17 protein-coding genes and 1 pseudogene are annotated in these 19,529 nt (G+C 73.6%); 11 read left to right on the plus strand and 7 right to left on the minus strand.

Features of this window, described 5'->3' with window-relative positions:
- Window positions 1-162: 162 nt before the first annotated feature.
- Together ACL02R_RS12075 and ACL02R_RS12080 are read right to left on the minus strand one after the other, a co-directional pair.
- Entirely contained in the window at window positions 163-1,536 is a 1,374-nt protein-coding gene (locus tag ACL02R_RS12075; RefSeq protein ID WP_412796867.1) for an ABC1 kinase family protein, read from the minus strand.
- An 87-nt stretch (window positions 1,537-1,623) separates the two neighbouring features.
- On the minus strand, window positions 1,624-2,931 hold the full coding sequence (locus ACL02R_RS12080) for a ThiF family adenylyltransferase (RefSeq protein WP_412796868.1): 1,308 nt from the start codon (window positions 2,929-2,931) through the stop codon (window positions 1,624-1,626).
- A 201-nt stretch (window positions 2,932-3,132) separates the two neighbouring features.
- Here ACL02R_RS12080 and ACL02R_RS12085 point away from each other — a divergent pair, with 201 nt between their 5' ends.
- From ACL02R_RS12085 to ACL02R_RS12105, 5 genes and pseudogenes are all read left to right on the plus strand, one after another.
- Window positions 3,133-3,771 (plus strand): M48 family metallopeptidase, encoded by a 639-nt coding sequence (locus tag ACL02R_RS12085; protein ID WP_412796869.1) that lies wholly within the window; start codon window positions 3,133-3,135, stop codon window positions 3,769-3,771.
- Between the two features lie 99 nt (window positions 3,772-3,870).
- Window positions 3,871-4,319, plus strand: a pseudogene (locus ACL02R_RS12090) (TerD family protein); the annotation flags it as partial.
- 150 nt (window positions 4,320-4,469) lie between these two features.
- Window positions 4,470-5,489 (plus strand): AIM24 family protein, encoded by a 1,020-nt coding sequence (locus tag ACL02R_RS12095; RefSeq protein WP_412796985.1) that lies wholly within the window; start codon window positions 4,470-4,472, stop codon window positions 5,487-5,489.
- Window positions 5,490-5,502: 13 nt separating this feature from the next.
- The gene (locus ACL02R_RS12100) at window positions 5,503-6,189 is read left to right on the plus strand and encodes an AIM24 family protein (RefSeq protein WP_412796870.1); all 687 of its coding nucleotides are present in this window, start codon (window positions 5,503-5,505) and stop codon (window positions 6,187-6,189) included.
- Window positions 6,190-6,208: 19 nt separating this feature from the next.
- Entirely contained in the window at window positions 6,209-6,967 is a 759-nt protein-coding gene (locus ACL02R_RS12105; RefSeq protein ID WP_412796871.1) for an AIM24 family protein, read from the plus strand.
- Window positions 6,968-7,142: 175 nt separating this feature from the next.
- Here ACL02R_RS12105 and ACL02R_RS12110 read toward each other — a convergent pair whose 3' ends face one another.
- Genes ACL02R_RS12110 through ACL02R_RS12120 form a run of 3 tightly spaced genes read right to left on the minus strand, consistent with a single transcriptional unit; the run spans window position 7,143 to window position 9,759 of the window.
- The gene (locus tag ACL02R_RS12110; RefSeq protein WP_412796872.1) at window positions 7,143-7,709 is read right to left on the minus strand and encodes a GNAT family N-acetyltransferase; all 567 of its coding nucleotides are present in this window, start codon (window positions 7,707-7,709) and stop codon (window positions 7,143-7,145) included.
- 26 nt (window positions 7,710-7,735) lie between these two features.
- A complete protein-coding gene (locus tag ACL02R_RS12115; protein ID WP_412796873.1) occupies window positions 7,736-8,302 on the minus strand; it encodes an NUDIX hydrolase in 567 nt (188 codons plus the stop codon).
- Window positions 8,299-9,759 (minus strand): zinc-dependent metalloprotease, encoded by a 1,461-nt coding sequence (locus tag ACL02R_RS12120; protein WP_412796874.1) that lies wholly within the window; start codon window positions 9,757-9,759, stop codon window positions 8,299-8,301. Before ACL02R_RS12120 ends, ACL02R_RS12115 begins: the two co-directional genes overlap by 4 nt.
- 135 nt (window positions 9,760-9,894) lie before the next feature.
- On the opposite strand from ACL02R_RS12120, the gene ACL02R_RS12125 reads away from it, so the two are divergent.
- The 4 genes from ACL02R_RS12125 to ACL02R_RS12140 all read left to right on the plus strand — a co-directional run bounded on the left by ACL02R_RS12125 (window position 9,895) and on the right by ACL02R_RS12140 (window position 12,993).
- Window positions 9,895-11,067, plus strand: a complete 1,173-nt coding sequence (locus ACL02R_RS12125) for an SDR family oxidoreductase (protein ID WP_412796875.1) — start codon at window positions 9,895-9,897, stop codon at window positions 11,065-11,067.
- 71 nt (window positions 11,068-11,138) lie between these two features.
- Window positions 11,139-11,606 (plus strand): molybdenum cofactor biosynthesis protein MoaE, encoded by a 468-nt coding sequence (locus tag ACL02R_RS12130; RefSeq protein WP_412796876.1) that lies wholly within the window; start codon window positions 11,139-11,141, stop codon window positions 11,604-11,606.
- 93 nt (window positions 11,607-11,699) lie between these two features.
- The gene (locus ACL02R_RS12135) at window positions 11,700-11,873 is read left to right on the plus strand and encodes a hypothetical protein (protein ID WP_362966010.1); all 174 of its coding nucleotides are present in this window, start codon (window positions 11,700-11,702) and stop codon (window positions 11,871-11,873) included.
- A 25-nt stretch (window positions 11,874-11,898) separates the two neighbouring features.
- The gene (locus ACL02R_RS12140) at window positions 11,899-12,993 is read left to right on the plus strand and encodes a PDZ domain-containing protein (protein WP_412796877.1); all 1,095 of its coding nucleotides are present in this window, start codon (window positions 11,899-11,901) and stop codon (window positions 12,991-12,993) included.
- Between the two features lie 69 nt (window positions 12,994-13,062).
- Here ACL02R_RS12140 and ACL02R_RS12145 read toward each other — a convergent pair whose 3' ends face one another.
- Window positions 13,063-13,644 carry a PPA1309 family protein gene (locus tag ACL02R_RS12145; RefSeq protein WP_412796878.1) on the minus strand — a complete coding sequence of 194 codons (582 nt, stop codon included), beginning with the start codon at window positions 13,642-13,644 and terminating at the stop codon, window positions 13,063-13,065.
- A gap of 135 nt (window positions 13,645-13,779) precedes the next feature.
- Between ACL02R_RS12145 and ACL02R_RS12150 the strand changes: the two genes are divergently transcribed.
- Entirely contained in the window at window positions 13,780-16,821 is a 3,042-nt protein-coding gene (locus ACL02R_RS12150; protein WP_412796986.1) for a UPF0182 family protein, read from the plus strand.
- Between the two features lie 314 nt (window positions 16,822-17,135).
- The gene (locus ACL02R_RS12155) at window positions 17,136-18,761 is read left to right on the plus strand and encodes a tetratricopeptide repeat protein (protein ID WP_412796879.1); all 1,626 of its coding nucleotides are present in this window, start codon (window positions 17,136-17,138) and stop codon (window positions 18,759-18,761) included.
- 142 nt (window positions 18,762-18,903) lie between these two features.
- Here the strand turns inward: ACL02R_RS12155 and ACL02R_RS12160 are convergent, their stop codons facing one another.
- Window positions 18,904-19,506, minus strand: a complete 603-nt coding sequence (locus tag ACL02R_RS12160) for a TetR/AcrR family transcriptional regulator (RefSeq protein WP_412796880.1) — start codon at window positions 19,504-19,506, stop codon at window positions 18,904-18,906.
- Window positions 19,507-19,529: the final 23 nt, after the last annotated feature.

Here is a 19,529-nt window from a genome sequence, read left to right on the forward strand (position 1 = left end):
CGGCGACCGGCCAGACCCCCTGCCCCTGACAGGCAGGCCCCGACCACGGCCCGGGACCGAGGCAACTCGGCCCCGGGCCGCTTCCTTCCCTCCCCGCCCCAACCTGGCCGGCCCTGTCCGTCCGGCGGACCGCTGCCCCGGCCCGCCGCTCCGAGAGGACCGCTACTCGCCCCCGGCCTCCACCGCGGTCCCCACCCCGTCGTCGTCCTCGGCGAAACCGGGAAGCCCCGCCACCAGCTCGTCCCTGACCCGCACCCGGGCCCCGAGCTGGCACAGCACCCCGATCGTGCTCAGCGTCACCCGGTGGATCAGCAGATACGACGGCGGCAGATTCATCCGCCGCCCCAACTGCTGCGCGGGCGACCGCGGATCGGCCAGCCGGCCCGCCTGCTCACGCAGCCACTGCCTGCTGAACGCGAACTCCGGCACCGACGCGGGCTCGATGAACGGCAGCAGCCACTCCAGCACCGCCTCCGGCTCCAGCTCCACCGACGGCTTCACGAACCCCTCGGCCGCCAGATGCCCGTACACCTCGTCCGCCCGCCCGTCCAGCGTCATCCGCAGCGTGCGCCCGATCACCGGCGGCAGACCACCCGGCAGCCGGTTCACCGCACCGAAATCCAGCACACCGAGCCGGGCGGCCCCACACTCCCCGTCCCCGGCCGGCACCAACCGGAAGTTCCCCGGATGCGCGTCCGCGTGCAGCAGCCCCGCCCTCGCCGCACCCGCGAACAGGAACCGCGTCAGCAACTGCCCCGCCCGGTCACGCTCCTCCTGACCACCCTCCGCGATCACCTCGGACAGCGGCACCCCCGGCAGCCACTCGCTGACCAGCACCTCCTTCCCCTGCCACACCACCTCGGGGACCACCACGTCCGGATCGCCCCGGAACGCCTCCGCACACGCCCGCTGCGACTCGGCCTCCAACTCGTAGTCCAGCTCCTCGGCCGCCCGCTCCCGCAACTCCTCGATCAGCGGCTTGACGTCCATCCCCGGTATCAGCGGCCCGAGTATCCGCGCGAACCTGCCCAACTGCGTCAGATCCGCGAGCAGTGCCTCACCCGCCCCCGGGTACTGGAGCTTGACGGCGACCTCCCGTCCGTCGTGCCACACCGCCCGGTGCACCTGACCGATCGACGCCGCCGCGGCCGGCCGCTCGTCGAACTCCAGGAACAGCGCCCCCCACTCCTCGCCGAGCCGCTCCTCCAGCGCCCCCCGCACCGTGGCCGCCGGCATCGGCGGAGCCGCCTCCTGAAGCTTCGTCAGCGCCGCGCGGTACGGCCCGGCGACCGCCTCGGGCAGCGCCGACTCGAAGACGGACAGCGCCTGGCCCAGCTTCATCGCCCCGCCCTTGAGCTGCCCCAGCACGCTGAACAACTGCTCGGCCGTCCGCTGCTGTAGCTCATTGCCCACCAGCTCAGCGGAACGCCCCCCGATACGCTTGCCGAGACCCCAGGTCGCACGGCCCGCGAAACCCAGCGGCAAGGCCGCCAGCTTCGCCGTCCTGGTCACCGCCTTACGGGGTAGATCAGACATGTCGTCCCCTCCAACTCCCATGGCCTGCACCGCCCCAGGAGAACTCCCGACGGCACGGGCTGCCGGGCCGGACGTACTCCGCCCCGCCTAACCGTCATTGTGGACCCGCCTCCCACCGACCGGACCGGCCGGGCCATCCCCCTGCCCGCCACGCGCCGCACCACAAGGGCACTCCTCGTGCGGCTCCACCGCATGCGACACCGGCACCAGATCCGGCAGCGCCAGTTCCAGCCGCCCACCCCCGCCCGGCGGCGGCCCCCCGTCCAGGAACGCCAGCGCCGCACACGCCGCGAGCCCCGCCACAGCCATCGCCAGCGGACCGTCACAGGCCGCCACACCACGAGCCCGCCCGTTCCGCCACTGCGCGACCAGCAGCGGCCAGGCCGGCTCCCGCCGCGCCCGCGCCCGCACGAGACAGCCCGCACACCCCGTCCTCCCCGGCAGCACCAACGGCCCGACGAACCCGGTCGCCTCCACCACCCCCGCGTACAGATGCGGCGTCCCCGCGGCCAGCACCGGCTCGGAAAGCGCCGGATCAGGGGCATAGGCGGCCAGCCCGTCACGCGGCGCGAAGACCACCAGCCGCGCACCCTCCGCACGCACCGCCCCCGCCCCCCTGCGCCAGGGCACAACCGCCCGGACCAGGCTCCGCGCCGCCATCGCGCGCCGCTGCCCCACATGCTCCCTCCGCAGCCCCCCAGGACCCGTGTCCGCCACCTCCACCTGACCGCCGTCCACCACCTCGACCTCGCCCACCCCCGCCTGTGCCAGCGCGGCGGCCACCGCCGACCCCACCCGCCCCGCACCCCGTACCTGCACACGCGCCGCCCTCCGGGCCATGAGCCGCCGCGCCCCCTCACCCGGAGCCGGATGCACCAGGGACAGCGAGGCGAGATCGGGCCGCAGACCGTCCCCCACACCGGCCGCCGCCGCACGCTCCGCCGAGGCGTCCGCCAGCACACCGGCCGCCCGCAGCCGCCCCGTGATCCGCTCGGCCGCCCGCGGCCTCAGGCCCAGCGCTCTGGCGTCCTCCCGCAGCGCCCGCAGCGACCGCGTCCCGTCCAGCAGGCTCAGAAAGGTCTCCGTCGCCCCGTCCAGCGGACCGAACAGCACCGAATGCGCGGGCGTCACCCCGTAGCGCACCGTCTGCCGGTCGCACCAGCTCCGGCGCAGCGAGGACTTGATCATCGGATGCACCCGGTCCGGATCGACCCCCGCTTCGCCCGCCTCCTCCGCGACCGTCCCGGCTTCCCTGGCAGCCCCGTCCACGGCAGCCTCGGCCGACGGCGCGTCGGCCGTACGGTCCGTGCCGACCGCCGTCCCGTACGCGCCGCCCCCGTACGCACCACCCCCGTACGCACCGTCCCGGTACGTGTCCGTCCTGTCCGTCCCCATCCCGGCCTCCCCGGTCCTCGCCGCGGTGGTCCGCGGTCGATTCATGATCGAGGAGGAGGAAGGGGGCGTGTGTGACGTTTTCCACAGGAAGGCGAGAAAATCCTATAAATAGGGCGGTGAAGGCGGGGTGTGCTCGCGGTCCGTGAGCACCCGGTGCCTCGCTCACGCACATATCCGGGTCCTACCGGGTAACGTCGAAGTGTGCCCGCCGATCCGCTGAAGAGCGCCGGCCCGCCGCAGACCACCCCTCCGGCGGGCGGGGCGACCCTGGCCGGAAACCCTTCCGGCGCCTTCCCCGCCCCTCCCGCCGGGCCACGGCCCGAGCAGGTCGAGGTCCGGCGCAGCTCCCGGCGCAGAAGAACCGTCTCCGCCTACCGCGAGGGCGACCGCACCATCGTCATGATCCCCGCCCGCATGACCGCGGACGAGGAACGGCGCTGGGTCTCGGTCATGCTCGACAAGCTCGCCGCCCAGGAAGACCGCCGGATGCTCGGTGACGACGCGCTCGCCGCGCGGGCCGCCGAGCTGTCCGAGCGCTACCTCCAGGGCCGCGCCCGCCCCGCCAGCGTCCGCTGGGTCACCAACCAGAACGCGCGCTGGGGCTCCTGCACCCCCGCCCTCGGCAGCATCCGCCTCTCCCACCGCCTCCAGGGCATGCCCGAGTACGTCATCGACTACGTGCTCCTCCACGAGCTGGCCCACCTCCTGGTGCCAGGACACGGCCCCGGCTTCTGGAAGCTCCTCGACCGCTACCCCCGCACCGAACGGGCCCGCGGCTTCCTCGAAGGCGTCGTCGGCGCCGAACGCCTGCCGTACGTCCCCTGGCCGCGCTCCGACTGAGCCGGGCGGCCGCCCCCGACCGCCCCGCCCCCCTGTCAGCGGTACGGACTAGTCTGTCGCCGCAAGGTATCCATGTCGGACGGGGGACGGTCGTAACGGATGGCGACGCACTTCCAGCGGGGACAGAAGTCCCGCCTCAGTGACCTGACGCTCGGTACGGACCTGTACGTCGGCGTGCAGATATCGGCCCCCGGGCTGGTCTTCGACATCAGCTGCTTCGGGCTCGACGCCGACGAACGGCTCTCCGACGACCGCTACTTCATCTTCTACAACCAGCCGAAGTCGCCCGAGGAATCCCTCCAGCTGCTCGGCGCCCAGGCCGGGGACACGGAATCCTTCCGCGTGACCCTCGACCGCGTGCCGAGTGGCATCCACCGGCTCGCCTTCACCGCCACCATCGACGGCGAGGGCACCATGGCCCAGGCTGCCCCGGTTACCTGCGCATCGTCGCGGGCGGCGAGGAAGTGGCGCGGTACGCCTTCGACGGCTCCGCCTTCACGACCGAACGCGCCGTCATGCTCGGCGACTTCTACCGCAAGGACGGCTGGCGCTTCGCCGCCGTCGGCCAGGGCTTCGACGGCGGACTCGCCGCACTGCTCCGCCACTTCGGCGGCGAGGTCGAGGACGAGGAACCGGAGGAAACCACCGCCCCCGCAACGGGCACGGGCCCCGCGACCGGCGGCGTGCCCGGCTTCGCCGTGCCGGGCGCCGCAGCCCCGCCCGCCGCCCCCGGCTTCGCCCCGCCCGGCGCAGCAGCGCCCGCGCCCGCCGCCCCGGCTCCAGCCCCGGCACCCCCCGCTCCCGCCCAGGCCGCGCCCCCGCCGCCCGCCATCACCCAGCCACTGCCCGCCCAGCCCCCCGCACACCTCGGGCACCAGCCCCCGCCGCCCGCCCCCACCCAGCCGCTGCCCGTCCAGCACCCGCCCTACGGCCAGCAGCCCCCGCCGTCGCCTGCCCCCTACGGCGCACCACCGCCCCAGGCCCCGTACCCGGGCGGACCCCACCAGCCGGCCCCACTCGCCCCGACACCCGGCGCACCCGGGGCTGCCGGTCCCGCCGGGCTCCAGGGCGCGTTCCTCAAATACAGCGGCAACCGCGAACACCGCCGCTGGGCCGCCCAGAACCCCCAGCTCGTCCGCGCCGACCTCGGCATCGACGGACAGCCCGTCCTCGCACGCCAGGGCAGCATGGTCGTCTACCAGGGCGACGTGGACTTCGGCTACAAGGGCGCCGGGATGCGCGGCCGCATGACACGCTGGGCCACCGGCGAAGGCATGCCGGCGCTGATGCGCTGCACCGGCACCGGCCAGGTCTTCTTCGCCGAGGACGCAGCCGAACTGCACCCCGTCGAGCTCCAGGGCGACGCCCTCGTCGTCGCCTCCCAGCACGTCCTCGCCTTCGACGAGTCGCTCGACGTCGAGGTCCGCCGCATCGACGGGCACGGCATACCCGGCGGCTCACTGTTCGCCCTCCAGTTCCAGGGCCACGGCACCCTCGTCCTCATGACGCACGGCCAGCCCCTCGTCCTGCCCGTCACCAACGCCACCTTCGCCGACGCCAACGCCATCGTGGCCTGGTCCGCCGCCGCGCAGGTCCTCGTCGCCAACCAGGTGCGGCTGCGCAGGCACGCCTACCCCGGCCACACCGGCGAGAGCACCCAGCTCCAGTTCCGCGGCGCCCCCGGCAACTTCGCCATCGTCCAGCCCTACGAGATCTGAGGGAGCCCCCGTCATGGACCAGCGCATGATCGCGGGCTACACACCCGTCGCCCCCGCCGCCCGGATGGACAACCACGGCCCGTCCATCGCCCGCGTCGCCCTGCGCACAGGACAGGACCTGTACGCCCGCACCGGCTCGATGATCGGCTACGAGGGCTTCATCCAGTACGAGGCCAACCCCTCCGGACTCGGCCGCGCCGCCGCCGGACGCCTCAGCGGCGAGAACGTGCCCCTGATGCGGTGCCACGGCGACGGCCTGCTCTACCTCGCCGACTACGGCGCCCACGTCGTCTGCCTCGAACTCGCCGACGACAACCTCTCGGTCAACGCGGCCAACGTCCTCGCGTTCGACGCCCACCTCCAGTGGGGCGTCCAGCGCGTCAAGGGCGTCGCCAAATTCGCCGGCCAGGGCCTGTTCAACCTCGGCATATCCGGCACCGGCTGGGTCGCCGTCACCAGCCGCGGCATGCCCGTCGTCGTGGACTGCGCCCAGGCCGGGGAGACCTGCGTCGACCCCGACGCGCTCGTCGCCTGGTCGACCGGCCTGCGCGTCGAGGGCAAACGCAGCTTCAAGGCGTCGTCACTCATCGGACGCGGCAGCGGCGAGGCGTTCCAGCTCGCCTTCTCCGGCCAGGGATTCGTCGTCGTGCAGCCCAGCGAGGACAGCACCGAACGGCTCACGCAGCCGCAGCAGCAGTAGCCGACGGGGGAGAGACACCGTGCAGAGCCCGATCTTCAACAACACCGTGAACCAGACCCAGGAACGGTTCGCCGCCCAGGGCGCCCAGATGCTGCGCGTCGCCCTCGGCCACGGTGAGGACGTCCTCGCCCGCACCGGCAGCATGGTCGCGTTCGAGGGCATGGCCGAATTCGACGGCGAGTACCAGACGCCCGGCCGCCAGCACCAGCAGTGGGCCGCCGGCGAGGCCCTGCCCCTGATGCGCTGCCACGGCCAGGGCGCCGTCTACCTCGCCCACCTCGCCCAGCACGTCCACGTCCTCGACGTCGACCACGAGGGCCTCACCGTGGACAGTTCCTACGTCCTCGCCCTCGACCCCCACCTGCACTGGGATGTCGTCGCCGTCGAGAGCCAGTACGGCATCGCGGGCGCCGGCGCGTACAACCTCGTGATCAGCGGACGCGGCAAGGTCGCCCTCACCACCTCGGGCCGCCCCCTCGTGATGCGCGTCAGCCCCGAGGGCTACTGCGGCGCCGACGCGGACGCCGTCGTCGCCTGGTCGTCGTCCCTCCGCGTCCAGATGCAGGCCCAGACCAGCACCTCGTCCGTCTGGCGCCGCCGCGGCAACACCGGCGAGGGCTGGGAACTCAACTTCATGGGCCAGGGCCACGTCGTCGTCCAGCCCAGCGAACTGCTGCCCCCCACCCACACGTCCTTCGGCCAGCAGATCGCCGGACAGTTCCGCCCCCAGCAGCCCGCCCCCGGCGCCCCTCACGGCGGCAGCGCCTGGGGACGCTAGGCCGTGTCGCTCGGATAGTGCCTGGCGCGCGCCGCCGGTCACCGCACTTCGCTGCGTTACCGCGTCACCCGGGTACGCCTGGTACGGGTGGCGATCCGGTGCCTTGCGAGGCACGGCGTCCGACGACGCGGACCGATCCGCCACGATCCGAACGACACGACCTGGACCCCGGCGGTCAGCCCGTCCACTCCCGCGCCAGCACCGCGTACACGTACTCGCTGCCCCAACGGTCACCGTCGCGGTCGTTGTCGACCAGATGCGCCTCACGCCGCATCCCCAGCCGCTCGCACACCCGCGCCGACGCGCTGTTGAGGACATCGAGACGGGCGAACACCCGGTGCACCCCCAACTCGGCGAACGCCAGCGAACACAGCGCACGCGCCGCCTCCGTGGCATACCCACGCCCCGCGTACCGCGGGTCGAAGATCCAGCCGATCTCCGCCTGTGCCGCGTGCGCATTGCGCAGCGTCAGCACCACCTCGCCCACCACCCCCGGCTCACCGGCCCGGCACACCGCGAGCAGCAGCGCATCGCCGTCCGCCTCCCACGCCGTCCCACCGGCCCGCGCGGCGATGGACTCGGCGCAGGACTCACGCGTGAGCGGCGCGCGGTACAGGTGACGGGCGACCTCCGGCAGGGACTGGTACGCGTAACGGTCCCCGACATCGGCCGCCGTGAACAACCGCAGGACCAGCCGCTCCGTGCCCACCCCCGCCCGCACACGCGACGCGCCGTCCCCCATCGAGCCTCCCCTGCCGTACCGTCCCGTCAGAGCGAACGGGCCTGCCCGGCGGCCGTCACCAGCCGCCGCGTGCGGCCGACCAGCGTACGCACCGATACGTCCGTGCCCTCCGGCAGCGCGTCCCACCCGAACCACCGCAGATCCAGCGACTCCGCACTGCGCACCGCCGCCGCACCCGCCGGAGCCATCGCCGCGTACTGCACGTCCATGTGCACCGCGCAGGGCGTCACATGCCGGTCCAGCACCACCGGGCCGGGCAGCAGCCGCAACTCCCCGATGCCCGACTCCTCCCGCGCCTCACGCATCGCGGCATCCGCGAGCGTCGCGTCCCCCCGCTCGCAGTGCCCGCCCGTCTGAAGCCACCGGCCGATCTTCGGATGCAGCGTCAGCAGCACCCGGCCGCCCACCGGATCGACGACCAGCGCGCTCGCCGTCACATGCCCGGCCCCGCAGGACCGCCACATGCCGTCAGGACGCGCCGCCAGATGCTCCGCGTACGCCCGCCGCAGCGCGTCCTGCGCCGCGTCCGGCGCGGCCCACTCCCGCAGGACGCGTACGGCGTCCTCCCGCAGCTCCGGAGACCCCGCGGTCACCGGCCGCCCTCGCCCTGCCCGTCACCCTCCGCCGAACCGTCCCCGTCCCCGTCACTGCTGCCGCTGCCGCTGCCGCTGCCGCCGTCACCGTCCTTGTCCAGCCGCGGACCGTCCTCACCGGCCGCGTCGCCCAGCATCCGGTCCAGCTCCGAGAAGTCCAGCTGCTCCCGGTGCACGAAGCCGTCCGGGTCGTCCAGGTCCTGCGCCGTCGGCAGCATGTCCGGGTGCGCCCACAGCGCGTCCCGGCCCTGCGCGCCCCGCGCGTCCGTCAGCGACGCCCACAGCCGCGCCGCGTCCCGCAGCCGCCGCGGCCGCAGCTCAAGCCCGATCAGCGTCGCGAACGTCTGCTCCGCCGGACCACCCGACGCCCGGCGCCGCCGCAGCGTCTCCCGCAGCGCGGACGCCGACGGCAGGTGCGGCTCCGCCGCCGCGTGCACCACCGCGTCCACCCAGCCCTCCACGAGCGCCAGCGCCGTCTCCAGACGCGCCAGCGCCGCCTTCTGCTGCGGCGTGTCCTCCGGCTGGAACAGCCCCTGCTGCAACTTCTCCTGCAACTCCTCAGGGCGCGTCGGGTCGAGCTGCCCGACCAGGTCCTCCAGCTTCCCCGTGTCCACCTGGATGCCCCGCGCGTACCCGTCCACCGTGCCGAACAGGTGCGACCGCAGCCACGGCACATGCGTGAACAACCGCTGGTGCGCCGCCTCACGCAGCGCCAGGTACAACCGCACCTCGCGCTCCTCCACGCCAAGACCCGCCCCCAGCGCCGCGATGTTCTGCGGCAGCAGTGCCGCCTTCCCCGCCGGCCCCAGCGGCAGGCCCACGTCCGTCGAGCCGACGACCTCACCGGCCAGCGCGCCCACGGCCTGCCCGATCTGCGTGCCGAACATGGCACCGCCCATCGAACGCATCATGCCGAGCAGCGGCCCGGCCATGGCCTGCATCTCCTCCGGCAGCACCTGCCCCATGGCGGCACCCACCCGCTCGGCCACCGGGTCCACCAGCTCACGCCACACCGGCAGCGTCGCCTCGACCCACTCCGCCCTGCTCCACGCCACCGCCGTGCCCGCCCCCGACGGCAGCGACGTCACCCCGTCCAGCCACAGGTCCGCCAGCCGCAGCGCCTCGTCCACCTGCGCCCGCTCGCTCGCCGCGACACTGCGGTCCTTCGACCCGTCCGGCGCGCCCTGCGCGACCGTCTGCCGCGCCACACTGCGCGCGAGGTCCCAGTTCACGGGCCCGCCCTCGTACGACAGCATCTGCCCGAGCTGCTGGAACGCGGCGCCGAGGTCCTGCGGACCCAGTTGCCCGCCCATGGAGCCGAACAGGGCCGCCAGCGGATTGTCGGCGGGGTTCTGCCCCCCACCGCCCTGTCCGCCCGGCCCGCCGCCCCGCTTCTTGTCGGGGTCGCCGTCCTCCGGATCGTTCGGCAGCCCGAATCCGAATGGGAAGTCACTCACGGGAATCCTCGGCTCTATGGGGTCGGACGGAACCGACGTGCCTGTGAATCGCTGGTGCGCGCCCCCAGCCTAGACACCTCTCAGGCAGGATGGGCGTGCGCACGTCGTACCAGAATCAACCGCTGGAGAGGTCCTGTGAGTTCCCCGGAACCAGCCGTTCGCGCAGCGCGAAACGGTCCCGCCGCCCCGCTGACCGTCGCGGTCACCGGTGCCGCAGGCGGGGTCGGCGCCCTGCTCATCGAGCGGCTGCTCGCCGCACCGGACATCCGGCGGGTCCTCGCGCTCGACGAGCGCATCGGCGACGCGAAGGGCGCCGAATGGCACACCATCGACGTCCGCGACCCCGCCATTGCCGACCTCCTGCGCACCTCGGGCGCCGCCCGCAGCCCCGCCCAGGCCACGGCCGCCCGCGACCGCGACCCCCAGGCGCCCACCGGCCCCGTGGACGCCGTCGTCCACCTCGCGCTCGACCTCGACCTGGAGGCCGACCCCGCCGCCCGCACCGCCTACAACGTGCGCGGCGCCCAGACCGTCCTCACCGCCGCGGCCGCGGCCGGGGTCAAGCGCGTCGTCCTGTGCACCTCCGCCATGGTGTACGGCGCGCTGCCCGACAACGACGTGCCCCTCGCCGAGGACGCCGAACTGCGCGCCACCGCCGACGCCACCTGCGTCGGCGACCTCCTGGAGATCGAACGCCTGGCCGAACGCGCCCCCCGCGCCCACCCCGGCCTCAACGTCACCGTCCTGCGCCCCGCCGTCCTCGTCGGCGGCACCGACACCGCCCTCACCCGCTACTTCGAGTCGCCCCGCCTCCTCGTCGTCGCCGGCTCCCGGCCCCGCTGGCAGTTCTGCCACGTCGAGGACCTCGTCAGCGCCCTGGAGTACGCCGTGCTCGACAAGGTCGAAGGGGAACTCGCCGTCGGCTGCGACGGCTGGCTGGAGCAGGAGGAGATCGAGGAACTGTCCGGCATCCGCCGCATGGAACTGCCGCCCACCGTCGCCCTCGGCGCAGCCGCCCGCCTCCACCGGCTCGGCCTCACCCCCTCGCCCGCGGGAGACCTCGCCTACACCATGCACCCCTGGGTCGTCAGCGGCAGCAAGCTGTACGAAGCCGGCTGGCGCCCCGCCTGGACCAACGAGCGCGTACTCGCCGAGCTGCTCGCCGAGGTCTCCGGCCGCCACACCGTCGCCGGACGCCGCCTCGGCCGCAAGGACGCAGCCACCACCCTCGGCGCCGCCGGGGCCACCGTCGCCCTCGTCGGCACCGCAGCTCTCGTCCGCCGCGCCCGCCGGGCACGCCGCCGCTGACCTCGGCCCGCTGCCCGCTGCCCGCCGCCGTCCACGCCCCGCACGCAGACCCCGCCGAAGGAGCCCCGTCCATGACCGCCGCCCCCGGCCCCGGCCCCATCCGCCTGCTCGCCCTCCGCGACACGCCCCTGTCGGCGGACGAGGTACTGGCCGCCGTCGGGGACGACACGGCGGGCGGCACCGTCCTGTTCTCCGGCACCGTCCGCGACCACGACGGCCCGCCAGGCGGCGCCCCCGTCACCTCATTGGCCTACTCGGCGCACCCCACCGCCGACGTCGCCCTCCGGCGTGTCGCCGAACAGGTCGCCGCCGCCTTCCCGGTGACCGCGCTCGCCGCCGTCCACCGCGTCGGCGACCTGCGGGTCGGCGACACCGCCGTGCTCGTCGCCGTCGCCTGCGCCCACCGCGCCGAGGCGTTCGACGCCTGCCGCCGCCTCATCGACGACCTCAAGCGCGAGGTGCCCATCTGGAAGCGGCAGCGCTTCGCCGACGGCCGCGAGGAGTGGGTGGGGGCGGGCGCCTGCGCGGCGGCCGGGTGAGCGGGCGTAGCGTACACGGGTCCGGTTGCGTAACCCGCCCTCACCGCCGAGCGTTGGGAGTATGTCGCCGATCGCCGAGGTGGGAGGTAGGTCATGGCGGTTCTCGTATGGCTGCTGATCCCCGTCGCCGGGGCTGTCCTGGCCGGTCTGTGGAGCGCGTGGGCCACACGGCGCAGTACCAACGCGCGCGGTGTGCGCGACCACGCGGGCGTGCGCGGCTACGAGGCGTTCCGCGCCGCCATGGAACGGGCCCCGGCCGACGGCTGACAGTGCCGTCACGTACTGTCAAGACATGCCACGCCGCACCGCGACGCTGCTGACGTCCACCCTGCTGCTCATAGGGCTGCTCTGCGCCGGACTGCTCATCCACGTGCCGTACGCGGAGATGTCCCCGGGACCCACGGTCAACACGCTGGGCCAGCACGACGGCGAGCCGGTCCTCAACATCGACGGCCACGAGACGTACGACGCGTCGGGGCACCTCAACATGACCACGGTGCGCGTCACCGGCATCGACTACCGGATGAACCTCCTGGAGGCCGTCGCCGGCTGGCTCTCCGACGACCGGGCCGTCGTCCCGTACCGCACGCTCTACCCGGACGACGTCTCCGCCGACCAGGTCGAGCAGCAGAACGCCGAGGAGTTCACCGCCTCGCAGGAGAGCGCCAAGGTCGCGGCCCTGGAGGAACTCGGCTACGACATACCCGCCCAGACGATCGTCGGCGCGGTCGTCAAGGACAGCCCCTCGGAGGGCCGCCTCCACGCGGGCGACGCGATCCTCGCCGTGGACGGCACGCCCGTCGCCGAGCCCGGCGAGGTCGCCGGACTGGTCACGGAGCACGAGCCGGGCGAACCCGTCGTCTTCACCGTCGTGCCCGCCGCCGAGGCGGAGGAGGCGCTGGACGCGGGGGAGCGCGTCTCGCCGGACGACGCCGAGGAGGTCACCATCACGACCGAGGCCGCCGAGGACGACGGGCGGGCCCTCGTCGGCATCCAGGCCGGGACGGCGCACATCTTCCCGTTCGACATCGACATCGAGCTCGCCGACGTCGGCGGTCCCAGCGCCGGGCTGATGTTCGCGCTCGGCATCGTGGACCGGCTCGACCCCGGCGACCTGACCGGCGGCGAGTTCGTCGCGGGCACCGGCACGATCGACGACGAGGGGCAGGTCGGGCCGATCGGCGGCGTCTCGATGAAGATCATCGCCGCACGCGAAGCCGGCGCCGAGTACTTCCTCACCCCCGCCGACAACTGCGCCACGGCCGCCGCCGACACCCCGGACGGGCTCACCCTGGTCGAGGTCCACACGCTGGACGACGCCCTCGACGCCCTCACCGCCATCCGCGACGGACACACCGACGACCTCACCCGCTGCACCCGCGACTGAGACCGCCGGGCACCCGCCTCCGTGCCCGACAGCCCCGCCGCCGGTCCCGTCAGTCCGCGTCAGTCCCCGTCAGTCTGCGAATGTCGCCCGCAGCGCCTCCGCGAGCCCCGGCACGAGCCCCGCGCCGGTGAGCACCTCCGTCGTACTGTCCTTCTCCCGCAGCCGGATCGCCGATTCCCGGCGCCCGTCCCGCAGCACACCCACCGTCATCCGCACCTCGCGGCGCTCGGGATGCCGCGCGACCCAGTCCGACAGGTCGCGCTCGGAGAGCCCCTCGGGGATCGCCTTCTCGGCGGACGGCGGCAGCATCAGCCGCTCCACGGTCAGGGCGCAGCCGGTCACCGCGTCCGGCCAGGCGATGGTCGCGAGGAACTCGTCGAGCGGCACACCGGCCGGCAACTCGTCCTGCTCCACGGGCGTCAGATCACCCGTCTCCGGCGCCTCGCCGTCGCCGTCCTCGCCGGCGTCCAGCCGCTCGGCGAGCCCCGGCTCCTCCTCCCGCAGCCTGGCCGTGTCCACCAGCGCGAACAGCAGGGCGGGCCGGTCCCAGCCGAGTCCGGCCACGTACTCGTCGATTTCCAGAACCGCCCTGGTCAGCGCACCGGAAGCGGACGGCGGCGTGGCGGTTCCCTCAGGGGATGTGTTGTCCATGGGCATATCGTGCCGTCTCACACCCCGGAAACGGGAACCGAGTAAAGCTTGAGTAAGTTAGTCGAGTGGGCCGTCTCACGGCCGGCCCGGCTTCAACCACTGCGAATCTTTGAGGTGCGCACCTTGGCTTTCCAGATGCCGGACCGGGGGTCGGGCCGCGGCTCCAACGGTCCCAACGGGCCCAGAGGTCCCGGCGGTCCCGGCGGCCCAGGCGGTCCCCGGTTCAGCGTCGGGCGTCCGTCCAGAGGCGCGAAGACCCTGCTGATCACCGCGGCGATCCTGGCCGCGCTGGCCATCGGCTTCGCCATGTTCGCACAGTTCTGGACGGACTGGCTCTGGTACCGCTCGGTGGACTACACCAGCGTCTACCGCACGCAACTGCTCACCCGCTCCGTCATGTTCGCCGTCTTCGGCGTGGTGATGGCGCTGGCCGTCGGGTTCAACATCTGGCTGGCGCACCGGCTGCGGCCGCCGCTGAGCGCGATGTCCATGGAACAGCAGAACCTCGACCGCTACCGCATGAGCATCGCGCCCTACAAGCGCTGGGTCGTCATCGGCATCGCCCTCGTCATCGGGCTGATCGCCGGCGGTTCCGCGTCCGGCCAGTGGCGCACCTGGCTCCAGTGGGTGAACGGCACCTCGTTCGGCGTGGAGGACCCGCAGTTCCACCGGGACGTCTCCTTCTACGCGTTCGACTACCCGTTCTACCGGTTCCTGATCGGCTTCGGCTTCGCGGTCGTCGTGCTCTCCACGATCGCCGCCGCGCTGACGCACTACCTGTACGGCGGCGTGCGGGTCACCACGCCCGGCAGCCGCATCACCCCTGCCGCGACCAAACACCTGTCCGTGCTCGTCGGCCTCTTCGTCGCGCTGAAGTCGGTGGCGTACTGGTTCGACCGCTACGGGCTCGCGCTCAAGGGCGGCGACTTCCGCAACGCGGAGGGCTGGACCGGCCTGCGCTACGTCGACGCCAACGCCTACCTGCCCGCCAAGACGATCCTCACGATCATCGCGGCGATCTGCGCGGTGCTGTTCTTCGCCGCCCTGTGGCGGCGCGGCTGGCAGCTGCCCGTCATCGGTCTCGGCCTGATGGTCCTGTCCGCCGTGCTGATCGGCGGCGTCTACCCGGCGCTCGTGCAGCAGTTCCAGGTGCGGCCGAACGAGCAGGCCAAGGAGACGCCGTACATCCAGAAGCACATGGACTCCACGATGGCGGCCTACGGTATCGAGGACGCGGAGATCCAGGACTACTCGGGCGTCAGCGACGCGCAGCCCGACACCCTGCGCGACGCGGTGGGCGACACGGTCAGCATCCGGCAGCTCGACCCCAGCGTCGTGTCCCCGGCGTTCCAGCAGATCCAGCAGGTCCGCGGCTACTACAAGTTCCCCGACACGCTGGACGTGGACCGCTACACGATCGACGGCGGCGAGCAGGACACCGTCATCGGCCTGCGCGAGATGGACGTCAACGAGATCCCCGAGCGCAACTGGATCAACGAGCACTTCCGCTACACCCACGGCTTCGGCGTCGTCGCGGCCAGCGGCACGACGGTGCAGGACAACGGGCAGCCGGACTTCACCGAGTTCGACCTGCCGTCCGAGGGCGAGCTGGGCGAGTACCAGCAGCGCGTCTACTTCGGTGAGTACACCACGCAGTACTCCATCGTCGGCGGCCCGCAGCGGGAGATCGACTACGCGGGCGAGGACGGCGAGGTCGAGTACAGCTACACCGGCGACTCCGGCATCAACCTCGACAACTACCTCAACCGCGCCGCGTACGCCCTCACCATGGGCGAGCCGCAGATCCTCTACTCCGGAGCCATCGGCGAGGGATCGCGCATCCTCTACAACCGCACGCCGAAGGAGCGCGTCGAGGCGGTCGCCCCCTGGCTGACCATCGACGGCGACCCGTACCCGGCGGTGGTGGACGGCCAGATCCAGTGGATCGTGGACGCCTACACCACCACCAACGGCTATCCGTACGCGTCGCGCACCACGCTCGGCGACGTCACCGAGACCTCCCTGACCGAGACCCAGGGCGACGTCATCGCCCAGGAGAACCAGGTCAACTACATCAGGAACTCGGTCAAGGCCACCGTCGACGCCTACTCGGGCGACGTGGTGCTCTACCAGTGGGACGAGCAGGACCCGGTCCTCAAGACCTGGATGAACGCCTTCCCCGGCACGGTCGAGCCGCGCGACCAGATCAGCGACGAGCTGCTCGACCACCTGCGCTACCCGCAGGACCTGTTCAAGGTGCAGCGCGACCTGCTCCAGCGCTACCACGTGGACGACGCCGACCAGTTCTACAGCGGCTCGGAGCGCTGGGAGGTGCCGGACGACCCGACGCACCAGGGCCAGTCCGTCCCGCCGTACTACCTGAGCATGCGGATGCCGGGCCAGGACCAGCGGGTCTTCTCGCTGACGACGACGTTCACCCCGCTCAACCGCGACACCCTGGCCGCCTACATGGCGGTCGAGGCGGACGCGAGATCCGACGACTACGGCACGATGCGCGTCCTCACCCTCCCGTCGAACACGACGGTCTGGGGTCCGCAGCAGGTGCAGAGCCGGTTCAACTCCGATCCGGACATCGCGACCGAGATCAACCTGCTCCAACGGGGTGATTCCGAGGTCGAGTACGGCAACCTGCTGACCGTGCCACTGGAAGGCGGCCTGCTCTACGTCGAGCCGGTCTACGTGCGTGGAGCGAGCACCAACTACCCGCTGCTGCGCAAGGTCTTGGTCACCTACGGTGAGGAGACCGCCTTCGAGGACAGCCTGTCGGAGGCCCTGGACGTGGTCTTCGGGGTCACTGAATCGGGTGAGGAACCGCCACCTGAGGAACCGGGCGGGGGCGAGGAGCCGCCGGAGGGCGGCGACGAACTCCAGGACGCCATCCAGGAGGCCCAGGAAGCCCTGGAGGACGCCCAGCAGTCGTGGGACGAGGCGCAGGAACGGCTCTCCGACGCCCTCGACCGCCTCGCCGAGGCCCAGGGCGGCGACGCCGGGGACAGCGGTGACGGCGGCGCCGACACCGGTGGCGACACGGGTGACACCGGCGCCGACGGTGGCGGCGGCGAAGGCGACCAGGGCAACGACGGGAACGGCGACACCGCCGGCACCGGCGAGCCCGGCCAGGAGGAACAGGACGCCGGCGGAGGCGGCAGCGCCTGACGCCTGACACCGGCACCTGACACCGGTGCCTGACACACAGTGAAGGACCCGGGGCCCCGCCGGCCCCGGGTCCTTCGTCATGTCACCTGCATGGAGACGTCAACTTTGGGCATCTGTTCGGCGGTTGCCCCGCGCCCGCGCTGACCTGCGTTGTCAGTGGCGGGCGGCATACTGCGTGACGACTCCGGGAAACCCCCGCCGGAAACGGCGTTTGGGTGTTTCCATATCGGGAAGTCGATAAACCGCTGAAGTGACTTCACTGGCTGCGGTATACCAGGTGTACGCAGGTTTCAGGTGGTGCGACTATGGACCTTATGGGGGACAAGGTTAGGTTCGAGAGCAGCCGCATGGCCGCGCTCGAGGGTGCACGGTTGTTGCGCCTGGGCGACCTCGACCACGCGGAGGCGCCCTTGCGCGCCGCCGCGGTGGACGGTGAGCGGTCCGCGGCCAACAACCTGGGGGTCCTGCTGCACGGCTGCGGCCGGGTGGACGAGGCGGCCGAGTGGTGGCGTATCGCCGCCGTCGCCGGCTCCGCCCCGGCCGCCTACGCCCTGGGCCGCCACCACCGCGAGCGCGGCGACGAGGCCGCGGCCGAGTACTGGCTGCGGCAGGCCGCCGAGTCCGGCCACGCCTCCGGCGCCTACGCCCTCGCCGACCTGCTGGAGCACCGCGGCGCCCCCGACGCCCGCGACTGGTTCCGCGCCGCGGCCGAGGGCGGCCACCGCGAGGCGGCGTACCGGTACGGGACGCTCCTCGCGCGCCGTGACGCCGCCGCGGCCGAGCCGTGGTTCCGGCAGGCCGCGGCGCGCGGCCACCGCCGCGCCGCGCTGCGCCTCGGCGGGCTGCTGGAGGAGCGCGGCGAGGCCACCGAGGCCGGCCGCTGGTACCTGGAGGCCGCCGAGGCGGGCGAGGTCCGCGCGGCCAGCGCCCTGGGCTTCCTGCTGCGCGACGCGGGCGACGAGGTGTCCGCCGAACGCTGGTGGTGGCGCGCCGCCCGCGACGGCGACGGCCCCGCGGCCAACGCCCTGGGCGCCCTGCACGCCGAGCGCGGCGAGCGCCAGGAGGCGCACCGCTGGTACCGGGCCGCGCTCGACGCGGGCGACATGAACGGCGCGTTCAACCTGGCGCTGCTCTGCGCCGGGCAGGGCCGCACGGCCCAGGCCGAGCAGTGGTACCGGCGCGCGGCCTACGCCGGGCACCGCGAGGCGGCCAACGCCCTCGCCGTCCTGCTGCTCCAGCGGGGCGACGCGGACGGCGCCGAGCCGTGGTTCTCGAAGGCGGCCGAGGCGGGCAGCGTGGACGCCGCCTTCAACCTCGGCATCCTGCACGCGGGCCGGGGCGAGACCGAGCGCGCGCGGCACTGGTACGAGCAGGCCGCCACCGCCGGGCACGCCGAGGCGGCGCTCCAGGTCGCCGTCGGGCTGCTGCGCGACGGCGGCGACGCGGACTCCGGGCGCGCCGAGACGCACCTGCGGCAGGCGGCCGAGGGCGACAGCGTGGAGGGCGCCTTCCGGCTGGCCGTGCTGCTGGAGCGGCGCGGCGAGCCGGAGTCGGGCCGCTGGTACGAACGGGCCGCCGAGCAGGGGCACCGCCGCGCGCAGGTCAAGGTCGGCATGCGGGCCGCGGCGCGGGACGACATCGTCGAGGCCGCGCGGTGGTACCGCTCGGCCGCCGAGGCGGGCAGCCCCAACGGCGCCTTCAACCTCGGGCTGCTCCTCGCCCGCGAGGGCAGCGAGCCGGAGGCCGCGCTGTGGTGGCGCCGGGCGGCGGAGGCCGGGCACGGCCGCGCCGCGCTGCGCCTGGCGCTGCTCGCCTCCCACCGGGGCGACCTGGCGGAGGGCGGCACGTGGTGCACGCGCGCCATGGAGCTGGGCCCCGCCGAGGTCACCGAGCGCGCGGCCCGGCTGCGCGACGCGCTGCGCCAGGAACTGACGGCCTGACGCGCTGACGCCCTGGCGCCCGGCGGCACGTGAGGGCCCCGGCGGATCGTCCGCCGGGGCCCTCACGTGTCGCGCTCGTGCCGGGGAGCCCGCCGCCCACGCCCGACGAGTTCGCCCGGCGCCGGCGCGACGCCCCAGGCGCTCAGTCCCCCTCGGCCGCCGCCCGCAGTGCCCCGTGCGCCATCCGTCGCAGCAGCGCCGCCGTCTCCTCGCGGGACGGCAGCGCGCTCGGCCGCGACAGGCGCGGCGTCGAGTTGAGCAGCCCGAAGACCGCGTGCACCGCCGCCCGCGCCACCGGCTCGGCCAGCCCCCCGTACGCCCGCTGCACCACGCCCACCCACAGCTCCACGTACTGCCGCTGGAGCTGCCGCACCCGCCTGCGCTCCGCCTCCGGCAGCCGGTCCAGCTCCCGGTCGTGCAGCGTGATCAGCGCCCGGTCGTCGAGCGCGAAGTCGATGTGCCCCCCGATCAGCGCGTCCAGCGCCTCCGCCGCCGGGCGGCCCGCCTCCTCCGCCTCCCGTACGCGCTGCTCGCCGCCGTCCCGCAGGCGGCTGCTGATCCCGACGAGCAGCTCGGTCAGCATCGCGTCCTTGCCGGGGAAGTGCCGGTAGAGCGCGGGCCCGCTGATGCCGACGGCGGCCCCTATCTCGTCCACGCCGACACCGTGGAAGCCCCGCTCGGCGAAGAGGCGGGAGGCCTCGCGCAGGATCTGGCGGCGGCGGGGGCTGGGGGCGTGGGTGGTCATGTCCCGCATTGTAGACAGGCCGG

This window comes from Streptomyces sp. MS19, from assembly GCF_047200595.1.
Taxonomy (GTDB): Bacteria; Actinomycetota; Actinomycetes; order Streptomycetales; family Streptomycetaceae; genus Streptomyces.

Bases quoted from the DNA above. Each gene is read 5' to 3' on its own strand.
- ACL02R_RS12100 (WP_412796870.1), top strand. From the start codon at position 5,503: ATGGACCAGCGCATGATCGCGGGCTACACACCCGTCGCCCCCGCCGCC.
- ACL02R_RS12130 (WP_412796876.1), top strand. From the start codon at position 11,139: ATGACCGCCGCCCCCGGCCCCGGCCCCATCCGCCTGCTCGCCCTCCGC.
- ACL02R_RS12155 (WP_412796879.1), top strand. From the start codon at position 17,136: ATGGGGGACAAGGTTAGGTTCGAGAGCAGCCGCATGGCCGCGCTCGAG.
- ACL02R_RS12150 (WP_412796986.1), top strand. From the start codon at position 13,780: ATGCCGGACCGGGGGTCGGGCCGCGGCTCCAACGGTCCCAACGGGCCC.
- ACL02R_RS12145 (WP_412796878.1), bottom strand. From the start codon at position 13,644: ATGGACAACACATCCCCTGAGGGAACCGCCACGCCGCCGTCCGCTTCC.
- ACL02R_RS12135 (WP_362966010.1), top strand. From the start codon at position 11,700: ATGGCGGTTCTCGTATGGCTGCTGATCCCCGTCGCCGGGGCTGTCCTG.
- ACL02R_RS12080 (WP_412796868.1), bottom strand. From the start codon at position 2,931: ATGGGGACGGACAGGACGGACACGTACCGGGACGGTGCGTACGGGGGT.
- ACL02R_RS12140 (WP_412796877.1), top strand. From the start codon at position 11,899: ATGCCACGCCGCACCGCGACGCTGCTGACGTCCACCCTGCTGCTCATA.
- ACL02R_RS12075 (WP_412796867.1), bottom strand. From the start codon at position 1,536: ATGTCTGATCTACCCCGTAAGGCGGTGACCAGGACGGCGAAGCTGGCG.
- ACL02R_RS12110 (WP_412796872.1), bottom strand. From the start codon at position 7,709: ATGGGGGACGGCGCGTCGCGTGTGCGGGCGGGGGTGGGCACGGAGCGG.
- ACL02R_RS12160 (WP_412796880.1), bottom strand. From the start codon at position 19,506: ATGACCACCCACGCCCCCAGCCCCCGCCGCCGCCAGATCCTGCGCGAG.